This window comes from Xanthomonas theicola (assembly GCF_014236795.1).
In the GTDB taxonomy this organism is placed as follows: domain Bacteria; phylum Pseudomonadota; class Gammaproteobacteria; order Xanthomonadales; family Xanthomonadaceae; genus Xanthomonas_A; species Xanthomonas_A theicola.
Genome location: NZ_CP049017.1, coordinates 1,539,924 through 1,556,519, shown reverse-complemented (window position 1 = coordinate 1,556,519; position 16,596 = coordinate 1,539,924). Strand labels below are relative to the sequence as shown.

At 69.5% G+C, this 16,596-nt stretch carries 11 protein-coding genes and 2 pseudogenes; 3 read left to right on the top strand and 10 right to left on the bottom strand.

Annotated elements, in window-relative coordinates; genetic code table 11:
• Positions 1 to 269 precede the first annotated feature (269 nt).
• Together G4Q83_RS07055 and G4Q83_RS07050 are read left to right on the top strand one after the other, a co-directional pair.
• Positions 270 to 1,575: pseudogene (locus G4Q83_RS07055) on the top strand (O-acetylhomoserine aminocarboxypropyltransferase/cysteine synthase family protein).
• Positions 1,576 to 1,912: 337 nt separating this feature from the next.
• On the top strand, positions 1,913 to 3,043 hold the full coding sequence (locus G4Q83_RS07050; protein WP_128420755.1) for a sterol desaturase family protein: 1,131 nt from the start codon (positions 1,913 to 1,915) through the stop codon (positions 3,041 to 3,043).
• 47 nt (positions 3,044 to 3,090) lie between these two features.
• Here the strand turns inward: G4Q83_RS07050 and G4Q83_RS07045 are convergent, their stop codons facing one another.
• The gene (locus G4Q83_RS07045; RefSeq protein ID WP_128420756.1) at positions 3,091 to 3,405 is read right to left on the bottom strand and encodes a PsiF family protein; all 315 of its coding nucleotides are present in this window, start codon (positions 3,403 to 3,405) and stop codon (positions 3,091 to 3,093) included.
• 394 nt (positions 3,406 to 3,799) lie between these two features.
• Entirely contained in the window at positions 3,800 to 4,600 is an 801-nt protein-coding gene (locus G4Q83_RS07040) for an AraC family transcriptional regulator (protein WP_246432309.1), read from the bottom strand.
• 66 nt (positions 4,601 to 4,666) lie between these two features.
• Between G4Q83_RS07040 and G4Q83_RS07035 the strand changes: the two genes are divergently transcribed.
• On the top strand, positions 4,667 to 5,881 hold the full coding sequence (locus tag G4Q83_RS07035; protein WP_128420758.1) for an MFS transporter: 1,215 nt from the start codon (positions 4,667 to 4,669) through the stop codon (positions 5,879 to 5,881).
• 253 nt (positions 5,882 to 6,134) lie between these two features.
• On the opposite strand, the gene G4Q83_RS07030 is transcribed toward G4Q83_RS07035, so the two are convergent.
• From G4Q83_RS07030 to G4Q83_RS06995, 8 genes and pseudogenes are all read right to left on the bottom strand, one after another.
• Entirely contained in the window at positions 6,135 to 7,331 is a 1,197-nt protein-coding gene (locus G4Q83_RS07030; RefSeq protein WP_128420759.1) for a type III PLP-dependent enzyme, read from the bottom strand.
• Complete coding sequence (locus G4Q83_RS07025; protein WP_128420760.1) at positions 7,328 to 9,091, bottom strand: IucA/IucC family protein; 1,764 nt, start codon at positions 9,089 to 9,091, stop codon at positions 7,328 to 7,330. The genes G4Q83_RS07030 and G4Q83_RS07025 overlap by 4 nt, the downstream gene beginning before the upstream one ends.
• Positions 9,069 to 10,241: an MFS transporter gene (locus tag G4Q83_RS07020; RefSeq protein WP_128420761.1), complete on the bottom strand. Its 1,173-nt coding sequence runs from the start codon at positions 10,239 to 10,241 to the stop codon at positions 9,069 to 9,071. Before G4Q83_RS07020 ends, G4Q83_RS07025 begins: the two co-directional genes overlap by 23 nt.
• Positions 10,238 to 12,058 (bottom strand): IucA/IucC family protein, encoded by a 1,821-nt coding sequence (locus tag G4Q83_RS07015; protein ID WP_128420762.1) that lies wholly within the window; start codon positions 12,056 to 12,058, stop codon positions 10,238 to 10,240. Before G4Q83_RS07015 ends, G4Q83_RS07020 begins: the two co-directional genes overlap by 4 nt.
• A complete protein-coding gene (locus G4Q83_RS07010; RefSeq protein WP_128420763.1) occupies positions 12,055 to 13,281 on the bottom strand; it encodes an ATP-grasp domain-containing protein in 1,227 nt (408 codons plus the stop codon). Before G4Q83_RS07010 ends, G4Q83_RS07015 begins: the two co-directional genes overlap by 4 nt.
• Positions 13,282 to 13,534: 253 nt before the next feature.
• Positions 13,535 to 13,927 (bottom strand): annotated as a pseudogene (locus tag G4Q83_RS07005) (TonB-dependent receptor domain-containing protein); the annotation flags it as partial.
• A 414-nt stretch (positions 13,928 to 14,341) separates the two neighbouring features.
• A complete protein-coding gene (xopG, locus tag G4Q83_RS07000) occupies positions 14,342 to 14,989 on the bottom strand; it encodes a XopG/HopH/AvrPtoH family type III secretion system effector (protein ID WP_128421785.1) in 648 nt (215 codons plus the stop codon).
• Between the two features lie 453 nt (positions 14,990 to 15,442).
• Positions 15,443 to 16,495, bottom strand: coding sequence for a DNA-binding protein (locus G4Q83_RS06995; protein WP_128421783.1), 1,053 nt, complete (start codon positions 16,493 to 16,495; stop codon positions 15,443 to 15,445).
• Positions 16,496 to 16,596: the final 101 nt, after the last annotated feature.

The following is a 16,596-nucleotide window of genomic DNA, read 5'->3' as shown; positions in this document are numbered from 1 at the left end:
TCCATGGCGTAGGACGGCAGCGGCGGTGCGGCCCACGCGAACGCCGGCAGGGCGAGGACCAGCGACGGGAGCGAGCATGCGGCGTGTTTCATCGGGGAGAGCGTCCTGGAGGCGCCTGCGCACCGCCGCATCGGTGCGACCGGCCCAGCCGCGCAAGCGTGCTGGCCGGAATGCGCTGACAACCCGGCGGCATGACCTCATAATCGCAGGTTTGCATTCCCCGCCGCGCAGGGCGCTATCGTCTCGGCTCCTCTTGCCGAGACCCGCCCATGTCCGACCCGAACTGGAAGCTGGAAACCATCGCCGAGCACGGCGGTTACCGCCCAGACCCGACCACGCGCGCGGTGGCGGTGCCGATCTACCAGACCGTGGCCTATGCCTTCGACGACACCCAGCACGGCGCTGACCTGTTCGACCTGAAGGTGCAGGGCAACATCTACAGCCGCATCATGAATCCCACCACCGACGTGCTGGAGCAGCGCATCGCCGCGCTGGAAGGGGGATCGGCGCGCTGGCGGTGGCCTCCGGGCAGGCGGCGGTGGCCTATGCGATCCAGACCATCGCCGAGGCCGGCGACAACATCGTTTCCTCCAGCGCGCTGTACGGCGGCACCTACAACCTGTTCGCGCATACCTTGCCGCTGTCGGGCATCGAGACCCGCTTCGCCGACTACCGCGAGCCCGGCGCGTTCGCCGGGCTGATCGACGACCGCACCAAGGCGATCTTCGTCGAGTCGATCGGCAATCGGCGCGGCAACGTCACCGACCTGGAAGCGGTCGCCACGGTGGCGCATGCGCACGGCGTGCCGCTGATCGTCGACAACACCGTGCCCACGCCGTATTTGCTGCGGCCGATCGAGTTCGGCGCGGACATCGTGGTGCACTCGCTGACCAAGTACCTGGGCGGGCACGGCACCAGCCTGGGCGGGGCGATCGTGGATTCGGGCAAGTTCCCGTGGGCCGCGCATGCGCAGCGCTTCCGCCGCCTCAACGAACCGGACGTCAGCTACCACGGCGTGGTCTACACCGAGGCCCTGGGCGAGGCCGCCTACATCGGCCGCGCGCGGGTGGTGCCACTGCGCAACACCGGCGCGGCGCTGTCGCCGTTCAACGCGTTCCAACTCCTGCAGGGCATCGAGACCCTGCCACTGCGCATGGACCGGATCAACCAGAACACGCTGGCGGTGGCCCGGCATCTGCAGACCGAAGCCAAGGTGGAATGGGTCAACTACGCCGGGCTGCCCGGGCATACGCCGGGCTGCCCGGGCATCCGGAGCATGCGCTGGCGCAGAAGTACCTGCGCGGGCACGGCTCGGGCGTGCTCACCTTCGGCCTGCGCGGCGGCCGCGCCGCCGGCGCGCGCTTTCTCGACGCGCTGCAGCTGTTCACCCGGCTGGTGAACATCGGCGACGCCAAGTCGCTGGCCACGCATCCGGCCTCGACCACGCATCGGCAGCTGTCGGCGCAGGAACTGGAGCGCAGCGGGGTCGGCGAGGACACGGTGCGGCTGTCGGTCGGCATCGAGCACATCGACGACCTGCTCGACGACCTGCGGCAGGCGCTGGCGCAAGCCTGACCCGGACAGGAGCGCGCGCCGCAGCGGTGGCCCTGGGCGCCGCTGCCGCGACGCATGCCATGGTGCGCGCGGCGGCAGCGGACAGCTAGGCGAAAGGATGCGGCGCCACGCTAGCACGTGTCATCCATCCCGAGCAGGCCGCATTGGGTCTGGCGTGCCGTCGGCGGGGGTGCATGGCGTCGCGCCAGGCTGGGCGGTCAGGCCGCGCCGCGGACGGCCTGCCAGGCATGGCCCGCCGGGCCGCTGTCGGCGCGACCTGCTGCGGGCTGGCCGGGCACGCCCGTGTGCGCGGCCACCGTGCCGGCATTGCCATGTCCTCAGGTCAGGAGCTCTCGCCATGTTGTCCATCCCGCATGCCTGGTCGGTCGTGGTCGCCGCGATGGCCGACCATGCGGTGGCGCCGCTGCTGGCGGCGCTGCACCTGACCGGGCTCAGCGACGATCCACGCGAGATCGCCGCGGCGTTGCTGATCGCGGCCCTGCAGCTGTGCATCATCGGCGTGCTGTTCCGCCCGCTGGAAAGCCTGTGGCCGGCCGAGCGCTGGGAGCACCAGCGCCTTGCCAGGATCGACTTCCACTACACTTGGCTGATGCTGGTCGGGGTGTTCCCGCTGTTTTCGTTCCTGATCCTGACGCCGGTGGCCAATGCGCTGGGCGGCGCCGATGCCAGCGCCGCGGCGGCGCCGGCGTTCGGCCTGCGCCATGCGTGGCCGTGGCTGGACCGGCATCCGCTGGCCTTGTTCGTGCTGTACTACCTGGCCTACGACTTCACCTACTACTGGATGCACCGGGTGCAGCACTGGCTGCCGTGGTGGTGGGCGATGCACAGCATGCACCACAGCCAGCGCCAGCTCAGCTGCTGGGCCAACGACCGCAGCAACTACTTGGACGGCGCGCTGCAATCGTTCGTGCTGGCCGCGGCGGGGGTGGCGTTCGGCATCGCCGCCGACGAGTTCGCCTGGTTGATGCTGCTCGGCGAACTGGTGCAGAACCTGTCGCACGCCAACGTGCGCTTCGGGTTCGGGCCGGTGCTGGAGAAGATCCTGGTCGATCCGCGTTTCCATCGCCTGCACCACATGCGCGTGGACCCGCAGCGGCCGAGCCTGCACAACTGCAATTTCGGCCAGGTGTTCGCGTGCTGGGATGTGCTGTTCGGCACCGCGTTGTACGGCGAGCCGTTGCGTCCTACCGGGGTCGGCGATCCGATGGTGGACCGCGACAACGAGCTTGGGCTGGTGGCGTTGCAACTGGAGGGATTGAAGCGGTTCTGGGGCGCGGTGCGGCGCCGTGCCGGATGGACGCCGGGCGAGGTCGCCTTCAGCGAGGACTATGTGCCGATTCCTGTCGAGCATGTCCCGGTCGAGCATGCTGTGGCGGCGAGCGAACACGCGGTACCGGCCGATGCGGCGGCCGAGGCCCCGGCGCCGGGCAGTCCCCGCGTCCCGAGCGGTCTGCTCGGGAGCCGATGACAGATCCTGGCGGGGCGGCGTCGCTTCGGTTCGGTGCCGCCGACCGATCACTGCTTCTTCAGGCAACCGCTCATGAAGGTCTTGCGTGCATCGCCCTGCAGCTTCTGCGTCGCGGCCTGCGCATTGCAGTCCTTCATCCGCTGCTGCGATGCATTGGCCGGTGCCGTCGCCGCAGTGCTGCCGCTGAGGCACGCCTTCTGCGCGGCCTTGTAGTCGTCGCCTTTCTTGCCCTTGTTCTGGGCCGAGCACTGGGCCATCAGCGACTGCTGCGCGGTCTGCGGCTTGGTTGCGGCATCGGCCAACAGCGGAGCGGCGCCCAGGCTCAGCAGCAGGCACACGGCGAGAGAGCGGGAACGGGTCATGGCGGTACTCCAGTCGGGGGGTGCGCGCATCCTGCGCCTGCGCACCTGACCGGACCGTGACACAGTCAGCGGACCGGCACGCTGACGGAAGGGCTGTCTCGGCGGCTGGTCGAAGCGGCGCTTCAACATCGCGGCTAGAACATTTCCGACTCGGGTATTTGCAGTCAGCGGAGTCGCTCCCACAAATGGCATCACCTGGATCGAAAGCGCCCTAACGCGCCGGGGCCGTCGTGGCCGACTCGACCGCTACGTCGATGACGCGGCCGTCGGCGGCCAGCCGTCCCGGCCCGCGCAACGGGCCTGGAGGGTCTCGGGGGCCGCGCGCCTGGCCGCGCGGGCCGGCCGTGCACGGCGGCAGCGCCTATGCGCCGCAGGCGCCTCGCGACCGGCACGGTTACCGGAAGAACTGGCTCGGCGGCTGGCCGAACTGGCGCTTGAACATCGCGGTGAACGCGCTGGGGCTGTCGTAGCCGAGTTCGATCGCCACGTCGATGATGCGGTCGCCGGCGGCCAGCCGTTCCAGCCCGCGCAGCAGGCGCAGCTGCTGCCGCCATTGGCCGAAGCTCATCTGCAGCTCGCGCCGGCACAGGCGCTGGATGGTCTTGACGTCCACGCCCAGCCGCGCCGCCCAGGCATGCAGGGTGGTGGCGTCGGCCGGGTCGGCATCGAGCGCGGCGGCGATGCGCAACAGGCGCGGATCGTGCGCCTGCGGCAAGTGCAGCGGCAGCGCCGGCAGCGCGTGCAGCTCGTCCAGGATCAGCCGCATCAGGCGCCCGTCGCGCGAGTCGGCGGGGTAGTCCCAGGGCACGCTGGCGGCGCTGCGGATCAGCGCTTCCAGCAGCGGTTCCACCGCCATCACCGACGGCTGCGCCGGCATGCCGGCGATCACGCCGGGGCGGATGTACAGGCTGCGCATGCCCAGCGTGCCGACGCAGCGCACGCTGTGCACGGTGCCGGCCGGCATCCACAGCGCGCGCGTGCTCGGCACCACCCAATGGCCCTGGCCGGAGCGCACCACCATCAGCCCGTACAGCGCGTAGACCAACTGGTGGCGCGCGTGCCGGTGCGGGGCGATGGCGGTCTCGCTGGGATCGTCGGTGGCCTTGCACACCACGTCGGCCGGCGCGTCGTCCACGCTCCACGCGTGCCGCGCCGTGGCGCTGACACTGTCCTTTTCTCGACGAGTGGTGGGCATGTTGCGCAGGAAGACCGAAGCGGCTCAGCCTACCATGCGCGCCGTCGCCCCATTGCCCGGTCCCTCATGTCCAGCATGCGTCACGCCGCCGCCGTTCCCGCCGCCGCCCGTCCGGTGGTGACCGGCATCCTCGCCGCGATCACTTCCTCGCATCTGATCAACGACATGATGCAGTCGCTGATCCTGGCGCTGTACCCGGTGCTGAAGGGCCAGTTCCAGCTCAGCTTCGCCCAGGTCGGGCTGATCACGCTGACCTACCAGCTCACCGCGTCGTTGTTCCAGCCGCTGATCGGGCTGCGCACCGACCGGCGGCCGGCGCCGTACTCGCTGCCGCTGGGCATGACCTCGACCCTGTGCGGCCTGTTGCTGCTGGCGTATGCGCCGAGCTTTGCGATGGTGCTGCTGGCCGCGGCGCTGGTCGGGATCGGCTCGGCAATCTTCCATCCCGAATCCTCGCGGATCGCGCGGCTGGCCTCGGGCGGGCGGCATGGGCTGGCGCAATCGGTGTTCCAGGTCGGCGGCAATACCGGCACCGCGCTGGGACCGCTGATCGCCGCGGCGGTGATCGTGCCCAACGGCCGCCACGCCGTGGCCTGGTTCGGCGCCGCGGCGCTGCTCGGCATCGCCTTGCTGTCCTATGTCGGCCGCTGGTACGCGCTGCACCTGCAGGCGGCCCGCGTCGCGCCGCGGCTCGCCGCCATGGCGCCGTCGCTGCCGCGCAAGACCGTGGTGCGGATCGTGGCGGTCCTGCTGCTGCTGATCTTCTCCAAGTATTTCTACATCGCCGGGCTGAGCAGCTACTACACGTTCTATCTGATCCAGCGCTTCGGGGTGTCGGTGCAGAGCGCGCAGCTGCACCTGTTTGCGTTCCTGCTGGCCTCGGCGCTGGGCACGCTGATCGGCGGCCCGGTCGGCGACCGGATCGGGCGCAAGCCGGTGATCTGGGTGTCGATCCTGGGCGTGGCGCCGTTCGCGCTGGCGCTGCCGTACGTCGGCCTGCATGCGGCCACCGCGCTGACCGTGCTGATCGGCTTCGTGCTGTCCTCGGCGTTCTCGGCGATCCTGGTGTACGCGCAGGAAATGATGCCCGGCCGCATCGGCACCATCTCCGGGCTGTTCTTCGGCTTCGCCTTCGGCATGGGCGGGCTGGGCGCGGCCGTGCTCGGCCTGCTCGCCGATCGCGCGGGCATCGTGTTCGTGTACCAGGCGATGTCCTACCTACCGCTGCTGGGCATCGTGGCGGCGCTGCTGCCGAGCCGGCGTCCGGCGCCGACGCCTTGAGCGCGGTGCGTCCTTTCGGGGCATAGCAGCGCAAGATCGGGACCGCGCGGGAGCGGTCGGCGCGGCGCCGGACGCACGCCCGCGCGTCTGCGGCAACGCTCGCAGGCACGCGGCCTTGCCCGGCTCGCCCCGATCGCCGTTCCACGCCCAGGTGTGTGCCGGCTGGCGAGACCCTCGGCTCCCGGACCGGGAGTCTCCGGAAACGCCGGCCGCGACCGAACTGCGCCGCCGTCCGCGTGCCGGTGCGCAGTGCTCAGGGCGTGTCCTCCACGAACAGCATCTGCGGCGGCGGGTGCATCAGGAACCGCTGGTGCGAGATGTTCCAGGCATAGGCGCCGGCGAGCGGGAACGCCAGGCAGTCGCCCGGCGCCAGGGCCGCCACCGGTTGCGCCCGCGCCAGCACGTCCTTGGGCGTGCACAACTGGCCGACCAGGGTGACGCGCGCGTCGCGCAGCAGCGGCGGCTGCGTGCCGCGCAGCACCAGGAACGGATGGTCGTGGCCCTGCGCGACCGGGGTGCGGAAGTGGTGGGTGCCGCCGCGGCCGATGGCGAACCATTCGCCATGGCTGCGCTTGATGTCGAGCACCTCCATCAGGTACCAGCCGCAGCTCGCGCTGACGTAGCGGCCCGGCTCCAGGCGCAGGCGCAGGCCTTCGCCGTGCGCGTGCAGCAGCGCCGGCAGGCCGGCGCAGAACCTGGCCCAGTCGAACGATGCGGTCGGATCGGCGTAGTTCACGCCGAAGCCGCCGCCGGCGTTCACCGTCAGCGGACCCAGCGCATGGGCCTGGCGCCAGCCCTGCACGGTCTGCAAGTAGTGGGCGAGCAGACGCAACTGCGCCTGCGCGTCGCACTGGTGCGACATCAGGTGGAAGTGGAAACCGGCCAGCTGCAGCGCCGGGGCCTCGCGCAGCCGCTGCAGGGCCGCGTCCAGGTCGAGCGTGTCCAGGCCGAACGGCGATGGCCGCCCGCCCATCATCAGGCGCGTGTCCTGCATGCCGGGTACGGCGATGTTCATGCGCAGGAACAGCGGCACGCGGCGCCCGCCGTGCGCGGCGATACAGGCCAGCCGTTGCAGTTCGCCCAGGCTCTCCACATGCAGCGTGCACGCGGGCAATGAGACTGCCAGCTGCAGTTCGGCGTCGAGCTTGCCGGGGCCGCCGAACAGCAGCGGCCGTCCCGGTTGGTGTTCGCGCAGCCACTGCAGCTCGCCGCCGGACGCCGCTTCGAAGCCGTCCACCCACGGCGCCAGCGTGCGCAACAGCGGCGGCTCGGCATTGGCCTTGGCCGCGTAGTACAACTCGCAGTCCGCGGGCAGCTGCGCGCGCATCGCCACGGCATGGCGGCGCAGCGCTGCCAGGTCGTAGACGTAGGCGCACACCGGTGCGTCGTCGCGTTCGCGCAATTGCGTCAGCGCCGCCGCCAACGGCGCCGGATCCACGTGCAGGCTCATGCCGCGGCCTGCCGCGGCGCCGGCATCGCGATCGGGTTGGGCAGCAAGGTGTAGTCGGCATGGCGGTCGGCGCGCTGCAGCAGGCGCAGGCGCAGGTTGTTCTTGGCCGGCAGCGGCGCGCCATCGAGCAGCGCCTGCAGCGCCGGTTGCGTGCCGTGGCGCTGCTGCCATGCCTGGGCGATAGTGCCGACGATTCCCCACAACTGCCGTTCAAGGCGGTCGTGGCCGTCGGCCAGATGGAAGATCGCCTCGGCCAGGTTGTTGACCAGGGCGCAGTAGGCGATCCGGTTCCAGCCCTGCTCGGCGCTGTAGTACAGCGACTGCCGCGCGGTCTGCGACATCCCGTGCAGGCGCGCGGCGGGCCAGCGCGCCGGCAGCAGCTTGGTGCCTTCCAGGTCGCGGATCCAGACCCGCGCCGGCAGCCCGTCCACGCAGCCGATCACGGTGTTCTGCAGGTGCGGCTCGAGCACGATGCCGTAGTCGAACCAGGCGCTCCACACGCCGTCCAGCAACAGCCGCGTGTAGGCATGGAACCAGGCCGCGGTGGCCGCATCCAGGCTGCCGTAGCGGCCTGCCAGCGCCCGCAGCGGCGCTGCGCAGGCGGCCTCGCCGCGCGCATCGCGGGTGAACAGCGCACCGGCCACCTGCGGTTGGAAACGCAGCCGTTGCGGCGCCGGGATCGCCTGCCGGTAGAGCATGCCGAAGCTTTCGCCGAGCTCGCGGCAGGCCTGCGCATCGCCGCCCAGCGCGGAGAAGTCCAGATCGGTGGCGGCCGGCTCCAGCAACACCTCGAAGCCCGGCACGCGCTGCGCCAGTTCGCGCCAGGTCGGCGCCAGCAGGCGGGTCAGCGCGACCGCGCTTTCCAGCTCGTACCAGGCGTTCTTGCGCACGCAGTTGGTCAGGCGCACGTGCACCGACAGCTTGAGGAAGTAATCCAGCTCGGCGTGGTAGAGCGTGCGTATCGAGGAGGTCGGGCGCAGCGCCAGGCCGCGTTCGCCCAGCGGTTCGATCCAGCCGCACGCCTGCGCCTGGCGCAGCAGCGGATGCGCCAGCACGCGCTCGGCTTCCCACGGATGGCAGGGATACAGGTCCGGCCCGGCGCCGGCCTGCGCCAGCGTGGCGCGCACGTCCAGGCCCTGCGCGCGGTACAGGCGCGGGTCGATGCGGAACCAGAACAGCGGAAACTGGCTGCGCGCTTCCGGCGCGCAGGCCAGCACCTGCGCCAGCGGCACGCCTTCGCGGCTCTTCGGCGTCGGGTGCAGCGCGTGCCCCCACAGCATCGATTGCTCGGCATCGATCATCGCCTCGCCGCTGGGCGCGGCGGCCTCGGCGCAGCGCAGCAGCTGTGCGGTCACCGCGATGCTGTTGTCGCTCTGCGCCAGCAATTCGGCATTGAACGCCTCGCCGTCGGCCAGTTCCTGCAACAGCAGGCGCACCAGCGCGGCCGCGTCCAGGCAGTGCCACGGTTGTCCGTTCGCCTTCAGGTACGGCGCCGAGTCGAAGCGGCAGCGACCCAGCGTGTCGGTCTGGGCCAGGCGGATGCACAGCAGTGCGCCCGAAGGCAGTTGCAGGCGCAGCCAGCGCTCGCCGGCCGTGGCGATGCCGGGACGGTCGAGGCCGCGGTAGTCGAACTCGGCCTGGCCGCGGCCGATCGCCACTTCGCGCAGGTAACAGTTGAGCCAGCAGGTGATCGCCTGCGCTTGCGCCAGGCTGGCGTACCACGGGTCGTGCAGCGGGTCATGCATCGCGAGCGGTGACATGCGCGGTTCTCCGTACGGAAGTGAGCGAGAGGGCCGGCGCCAGCGCCAGCAGGGCCGCGACGGTCGCGGCGAGGAACGGCACGGCCAGGCCGTGGCCTTGCACCAGGGCGCCGGCGAGTGCGCCGCCGGCCACGCCGGCGTACTTGCCGACCGCATCGAAGCGGCCGAACAGCTGCCCGGCGGCGTGCGTGCCGGCCACGCCGGCGAGGCTGCGGTTGAGTCCGCGCAGCGCCATCCACATGCCCACGCCGAACAGCACGCGCGCCCCGATCAGCCAGCCCGGCGCGTGCAAGGTGGCCTGCAGCAGGCACGCCAGCGCGAACAGCGCCAGCCCCGCCGGCAGCGGCGAGGCGCCGTGCTCGCGGCCGCGCCAGCACGGCAGCAGCACCAGGTAGACCAGATGCGGCAGGCTGTACAGCAGGCCCGCGGCGGCGGCGCTGCCGATGCCCTGCGCCTGCGCGTACGGCAGGAAATACGGGAAGGTCACCACCATCGCGAAACAGAACAGGAACTGCGTGCTCCACAGCGCGCAGCGCTGCCGGCGCCGGCTGGCGTCGGTGTGCGCGTCGGCATCGGTCGCGGCCCTGGCCGGGCCTGGCCACGGCGGGTCGGCGGGCAGCCGCCAGCTCAGCGCGAAGGCGAGCAGCGGCAGCAGCGCCAGGTAGCGGTACAGCGATTGCGCCGGACCCAGCGTGCTGGCCAGGCCGAGCAGCGCCGGTGCGGTGACCATCGCCAGCCGCGCCGAGAACTGGGTCCAGTCCAGTGCGCGCGCCAGCGGCCCGGTGCGCGCCTGCGTGGTCAGGTAGGCGTTGGTCGCGGCCAGCGAGCCGCCGCAGGCGCCCTGCACGACCAGCCCGGCCACCAGCCAGCCCAGGTCGGGGGCGAAGCCGGCCATCGCGAAGCCCAGCGCCAGGCCGAGCTGCGCGCGCAGCAACGAGCGCTTGCGCCCGTAGCGGTCGGCCAGCCGGCCCCAGGCGCTGGCGGTGAGCGCGGTGCACAGGGTCGGCAGCACGTACAGCACCCCGCTCCAGCCGATCGCCGCGCCCGGCGCCAGCTGTTCCAGCACGCGCGGCAGGAACAGCGGCATGCCCAGGGCGGTGAACGCGGCCAGGTAGTGCGCGGCCAGCACCGGGCCGAGCACGCGCTTCATCGCGATGCCCCGTGCGCCAGCGCCGTCGCTTGCGCCGGTGCCGATGCCGCGGGGGCGGCCGTCGTGGCCGGTTCCTCGCGCAGCAGATTGGGGGCGCTGTCGCCGTAGAACTTGTTGATGTCGGCGGCGCCGGTGATCTGCTTGCCGAACAGGCTGCCGGCACTGAGCAGGTACTTCACCGGCAGCCGCGGCGCCGCCAGCAAGGCGTGCGCCGGAGCGGTGTCGACGCCTTCGGCATGCAGCGCACGCAGGGTGCCGTGCAGGTGCGCGCGCAGGTGCGCGTACAGCGGCGCGCGCAGTGCGGGCTGCGCGTCGGCCAGGCCTTCCAGCACCGCCTGCAGGTCCAGCTGCACGATGATGGTGCAGAACATCCGCGCCAGCGCGGCCTCGTCTTCCACTGCGATGCGCGCGTCGCGCGGCGGCCCCAGTTGCGCCAGCTGCGGACGCTGCGCATACAGCCGCGACAGCTTCACCCGTGCCGCGTCGTTGTCCTTCAGCAGCAGTCGCGGCGCGCGGCCGCGGGCGTAGATCAGCACGCTGTTCTGCTGGTTGGCCTCCAGCGCGATGCCGTAGCGCAGCCACAGCCGCAGGTGCACCTGGCACATCAACGCGAGGTAGGCGTCCCACCAGGCGTGCAGATCGCCGCCATGGAAGCGCTCGGCCAGGTGCAGCGCCAGCGCACGGCCGTCCGGCAGCGCCGCGCACAGGCCGGCCACCGGCACCAGCGTCGCCTCCGGCAACGGCGGATAGCGACGCAGCAGATAGGCCAGGTGGCGCGCCTCGCCGACCTGGCCGGCGTGGGCTTCGTCCACGTGCAGGTAGCGTTCGCTCAAGGCCGGATCGTGGTTGGCGATGTCGCGCAGCACGCGTTCGAACCAGTGCCCGTCGTACAGCGTGGACGGCTTGATCAGGCGCAGGTTGAGCGCGCCCAGGGTGCGCATCGGCAGCGGCAGCTTGAGGTGGTGATCTGGATGATCCAACGGGATCAGCGTGCGTACCGACAGCGACGGGCGCACCTGCAGCCACGGCTGCGGCGCGGCGATCGCGCCGTCGGGCAGCGCGAAGCCGTCTTCGCCCAGGCGCGCGAAGGTCAGCGGGTGCAGCGGCCAGGCGATATGGCTGGCGTCCAGTGCCGGCGCCAGCCCGAGCATGCTCGGGCGCGGCCAGAACGCCGGCGGCGGCGTGGTCTGCGCGGCCTGCGTCGCCGGCAGCGCCAGCCAGCGCAGCGCGAAGCGCGGCGCGAACTCGGGCGCATAGTGCGGCAGCTGCGCGTCGTCCAGCCCGGCCTTGGCACGCGCGGTCGGATAGAACGGATGGTCGCGATGGCTGGCCAGCTGTTCGCAGCGGTAGGCGCGTTCGTGCGCATCGGCTGTGTCCAGCGCGGCGGCCAGCAGCGGGCGCTGTTGCGCGTAGGCCTGCCGCGCCAGCGCCCGCTGGCGCACCGCGCAGTCCGCTTCGTCGGCATAGGCGCGGTGCAGGCGCTGCGTGTCCGCGTCCAGTCCGGCGCTCATCCGTGCCAGCCAGGCGCCGGCGCCGGATTCGAACGCGATGCGGTCGCCGTCGCGCAGCAGCCAGCCATCGCTGCAGGCGCTGAGGTCCTGCAGGTAGCCGCGGCGTTGCAGCGGCAGCCACAGTTCGCCGTCGGGCAGGTGCGCGATGCGCCACCAGATCGCGCCGGGCAGCGGCGCCGGCCAGGCCGCGAGCAGCGCCGGCGGCGGCGTGGCGGCGCCGCCGCGGCTGACGATGCCGTGCAGGTCCTCGCGCAGGCAGGCATCGATGATGCGCAGGTCGATGTAGCGGCGGTCGTCCAGGTTCATGGCTGCGCTCCCGCGCCGCCTTCGATCCGCCAGTGCAGCGGCGCCTCGGCGGCGGCCAGCGCGCGCGGCAGGTCGGGCGCGGTGTCGGCGAGCACGTCCAGTGCGCCCAGGTAGTCCTTGTTGGAGTGGCTGAGGCGGATGCTGTCGCCGGGTTGCCGCAGGCGCCGATAGCGCGCCTCCCAGTGCGTGCCGTTGCACGCCTGATCGTCGCTGGCCACGGCCAGAGTGCCTTCGGCCTCGGCGACGTAGTAGCGCACCAGCGCATGTTCGCGCTGCGCGCGCAGCGTCGGCAGCGGCTGCCCCAGATGCAGGCCGAGCACGCTGTCGAACCAGCGCCCGCCGAACATGCGGTCGAGCAGGAACTCGCGGCCGTCGCCGATGCTGCGGTAGTTGATCTCCACCAGCACCGGCCCGTCGGCGGTAAGGATGAATTCGCTGTGGCAGGCGCCGAAGCCGATGCCGAACGCCTGCAACTGCGCCAGCGCCTGGCGCAGCGCCGGCGTGTCGGGATCGCCGCGCCAGCTGGCTTCGCATTCGACGAAGTGCGGCGGCGGCGACAAGCGCACGTCGAAACCGCCCAGCGCCTGCAGGCGCTGCCCGTCGCCGAGCGTCTCCACCGTGAACAGCGGCCCCTGCAGCATGCCTTCCAGCAACACGCTGCGCTGCGGGTGGCGCAGCCAGAAATCGTCCAGATAGGCTTGCAGCGCGGCGCGATCGGCACAGTGGCGCACGTCCAGGCTGGCCACCCCCTCGCGCGGCTTGGCGATCAACGGCCAGGGCGCCTGCGCCGGCACCGGCACGCCCGGCGCCAGGCTGCGGAACCACGGCGCCGGCAGGCCGCGCGCGCGCAGCCGCTGGCGCATCGCGGCCTTGTTCTTGGCCGCATAGCAGACCTGCCAGTCCTTGCCCGGCACTCCCAGCGCGGCGGCGACCAGCGCGGCGCTGGTCTGCAGATGGTCGCTGTTGCTGAACACCGCGCGCGGCTGCACTTGCACGGTGCTGAGCAGGTCGAGCACGCCGAGCGGATTGAACACGTCGCACTCCAGCACGTGGACCGGCACCGCCGGCGGATGCCGGCGGAAGTGCGCCAGGTGCGCGTGGCCGTGGTCGGTCAGCACCAGCACCGGCACGCCCAGGCGCTGCGCGGCGGGGACGAAGCCATCGGTAACCGCGGGATGGCAGACGTGGCTCAGGATCAACAGGGGAGCGTCATGCGGGGTCATGATCGGTTCTCGTTCGGAAGACGGGGACGGACGCGCGCGACGCCGCGCGCGGCCGCGATCGGGCGGACACGGGGGAGCGAGCCGCGGCTGCGGCGGATCCAGGGACTGCCTGGCACACGCATCGAGCGCGCGCTGGGTACGTGGCGAACGCGGCCGCGTTCGCCGTAAAGGCCCGCGTCTCCCGCGGGCGGCGGCGCGCCGGGTGGCGCGCGGTGCTGCAAAGGCTAGCGTCGTCGTCCGACGGCAACGGCGATCAGAAGCGGTATCCCAGGCCGACCGTGACGCTGCGGCCCGGGGCCGGCTGCCGGCCCCATGGGCTGGTGTCGATGCCGCGGTACCAGTAGTTGCGATCGAACAGATTGTTCACCGCCAGCGAGGCGCTGAGCTTGCCGCTGTCGCGCTCGCTGAGCACCTGGCTCAGCTGCGCGTTCCAGACCCAGTACGCGGGCAGTTCGCCGACCGAGCCGATCGCGTTTTCCTGCACGGTATTGGCGGCATCGCTGAAGGCACGGCTGAAGTAATAGCCGGACACTGCGACGGTGGTGTGACCGGGCTGGTAGGACGCGCCGAGGCTGAGCTGGTTGCGCGAGGTGTAGGGCACCAGCTTGCCGTCGTAGGCGCCCGATTCCTGGCGTGCGTCCAAATAGGGGTTCAGCCGACATACGTGTAAAAATGACTCGCAGAACCCGATTTATTTTGTGAAAACATGAAGTTGCCAGATAAAACGGCGCTTCCATCGGCTCATCCACTACCTTGTCCCTTTCGAGGTTCGGCACGCTGCAACCCGTCTATTACCCACCCTGCGGATTCTGTGAGTCATTCTGGCCTGGACGTAGCCCACGTCCCCAGGAGCAACGGAACTCACGCCTACGACCAATGACTACTTACCCCACGCCGCGATCAGCCTGAGGACCAGGAGTGATTCGTGCAAGAAATAGCCAAAAATGAGGGTGGAGCAGGGATTCGTGTAAAAAACAGCCAAAAGTGAGCTAACTCGCTGTCAGCAAAGGTTTTTATACACCAATCCCTGCCGACCCTCTTAAGGATAAATTCGCGAAACTCAGGGGTCATTGAATCCAGGATAGGCACTGCGGCGCGTAATGCCATGCTCATCGCATATTGAGTATTCTGACGTTTCCCGCCCCTCATATTTGCCCAGACCAATAGCTCGCCATTCTTCCTTGGCTGCAGGAGTTCCTGCAGCATATTTATGCCCGCTCAGGCCTTTATGGGTTCCCTGCATCATATGCTTTGCGTGAATCAGCTCGTGACCAAGAATTACAAAGGCACTTTCGGGATTGGAATGATCAGGCTGCGCCATGCCTTCTTCATCCGTTTTGAAACCCAAGTTTGGCGACCATTTGACGGTTACGCTTGTGCCCTTTCCATTTTTCTTTATCCCAAGGAAATTGCGTGACTTTGTAATGAGGGTGTTGGTGACGCTCGGATCATTTACCCTGTCTCGACCATACTTTTTCTGCTGCTTTTCTGTGAGGCATGGGCGTGCCCCAGGATCATCGCTATTGTCTCTCTCTATAGTTACTCTCTTATTCCTTGACTCAAAATTCCTTAACTCATCGAGCAGATTATTGCCACTTGGTCCGCTTCTTAGCCTATTCAGAGAACTCTCCACTTCCCCTGGAAAATGTGCATCTTGCTCATCATGAGATACAAATATACATGGATGGCTTGTAGGAGTGATATTCATGCCGGGGATGTCTCCGGGAACGTGTCAGAAACAGCGCAAAAAAACGGGGTTTCGAGCATGATGGCCGGCCGGCGGGCGTTGATCAGACCTTCCTTAGCGTATAATCTCCGCCTCGCCTCGCCAGTCGATGCTGAGACAATCTTGACGGACGCCCGCTTAAACCATCGAATGCTCCTGCATTGAAGCTGGTGGTTGATGAGAGGAAGGGGGCGTGACATTCGGGGAGATGAGGGCGATCCTAGATCCCCCTCTGTAATGTGGGTTGTATAATGCGCAGGTGACCCTGCCACGCTCGGTTTTGAAGCGCATAGACCCATGTCGATCTCCTGCTGTGACTTTAGAAGCAAGTTTGCCGGGGAGCGCTCCTCTTCGCTTCGCCTCACCGAAGTCGTGGCTGCGACGACGAAGGCGTTGGCGCTGAGGATGACCGAGCATTCCCCAAATGGCTGGGTATCAGCCTGCCGGCATTGCACCGGCTGCGATGGTCTTTTCGTGTTCGTCAACGAGGCGCGGTGGTCGCAGCTGCGCCAGGAGCTGTTCCAGCGTGCTCAGACGTACCGTGGCCCGCAAGGTCTCCACCTCGGCGTGTTCCCGGCGCTGGCGCTCCTCGACCAGATCGGTCAGCGCTGCAGCCAGCTCGGTGCGCACGCTTTCCAGCGCTTGGACATCGCCGGTCCAGCGCACCTGCAGGGCTTGGTGCTCGGCGGCCGCCAGGCGCAGCGAATCGCGCTCGCGTTGCTGGGCGTCGGCCCGCTGGCGTGCCTGCGTCAGTTCCCGCTCCAGGCGGGTCTGGCGTTCCAGCCACTGGCCGTTTTCCCGGTTGAGCTGCATCAGATCGTGGTTCTTGGCGGTCAAGGCCTCGTTGGCCTGCCGTAGGGCGACCTGCAGCTCCTGCACCTGGTGCTCATGCCGGCGCTGTTCCTGCTCGCGCTGGTCCTTGACCGAGGCGCGGTAGTGCTCCAGAGCTTCCCTGGCGTGTTCGTGCTTGTGTTCCAACGATTTCGCATGGGCGTCGTGCTCGGCCACGCGAACGGTCAGGCCGGAGATCCGCTCCTCCAGTTGGGCCAGCTCGGTGGTGCGGCTGGCCACCTCGTTCCTGGCGGCCTCGCCCGCCTCGCGTTCGGCCTGCAGGGCGGTCTCGCAGCGTTGCAGCTGCGTCCTGAGTGAGTCAGCCTCTTGCCGGGCCTGCTCCAGCGTTTGGGTACGCTCTTGAAGCTGCGCCTGGAAGCGCGCCTGGGCCTGCGCCACCAACGTCTCAGCCTCGGCGTGCAAGCGCTCGGCGAGGCGGCTGACCAGATCCTGCAGCGCGTCGCTAATGGCGACCTTGGCGCCGGGGCGCCGTCCGTCCTCGTCTTCCAACTCCCTCAGATAGCGGTGGATGGTGGTCTTGGAGCCCGTGTTGCCGAGCGCCACCCGGACCGCGTCCACGGACGGATGCTTGCCCGTTGCGCGCAGGCTATCGCGGGCACGTTGCACGTCGCTTTTGTACAACCCGGACCTTGCCATCCGTCACTCCGCGTATTTCGTAACGAATTACATACCATGTAATTACGTACTACTCAACGCGTTAGACGAACCAGCTGCGAGCCGTGGGTTCACGCGGGATA

What these genes read in the sequence shown, in the direction of transcription:
- G4Q83_RS07050 (WP_128420755.1), top strand. Translation starts at nt 1,913, where the DNA reads ATGTTGTCCATCCCGCATGCCTGGTCGGTCGTGGTCGCCGCGATGGCC.
- G4Q83_RS07045 (WP_128420756.1), bottom strand. Translation starts at nt 3,405, where the DNA reads ATGACCCGTTCCCGCTCTCTCGCCGTGTGCCTGCTGCTGAGCCTGGGC.
- G4Q83_RS07040 (WP_246432309.1), bottom strand. Translation starts at nt 4,600, where the DNA reads ATGCCCACCACTCGTCGAGAAAAGGACAGTGTCAGCGCCACGGCGCGG.
- G4Q83_RS07035 (WP_128420758.1), top strand. Translation starts at nt 4,667, where the DNA reads ATGTCCAGCATGCGTCACGCCGCCGCCGTTCCCGCCGCCGCCCGTCCG.
- G4Q83_RS07030 (WP_128420759.1), bottom strand. Translation starts at nt 7,331, where the DNA reads ATGAGCCTGCACGTGGATCCGGCGCCGTTGGCGGCGGCGCTGACGCAA.
- G4Q83_RS07025 (WP_128420760.1), bottom strand. Translation starts at nt 9,091, where the DNA reads ATGTCACCGCTCGCGATGCATGACCCGCTGCACGACCCGTGGTACGCC.
- G4Q83_RS07020 (WP_128420761.1), bottom strand. Translation starts at nt 10,241, where the DNA reads ATGAAGCGCGTGCTCGGCCCGGTGCTGGCCGCGCACTACCTGGCCGCG.
- G4Q83_RS07015 (WP_128420762.1), bottom strand. Translation starts at nt 12,058, where the DNA reads ATGAACCTGGACGACCGCCGCTACATCGACCTGCGCATCATCGATGCC.
- G4Q83_RS07010 (WP_128420763.1), bottom strand. Translation starts at nt 13,281, where the DNA reads ATGACCCCGCATGACGCTCCCCTGTTGATCCTGAGCCACGTCTGCCAT.
- xopG (WP_128421785.1), bottom strand. Translation starts at nt 14,989, where the DNA reads ATGAATATCACTCCTACAAGCCATCCATGTATATTTGTATCTCATGAT.
- G4Q83_RS06995 (WP_128421783.1), bottom strand. Translation starts at nt 16,495, where the DNA reads ATGGCAAGGTCCGGGTTGTACAAAAGCGACGTGCAACGTGCCCGCGAT.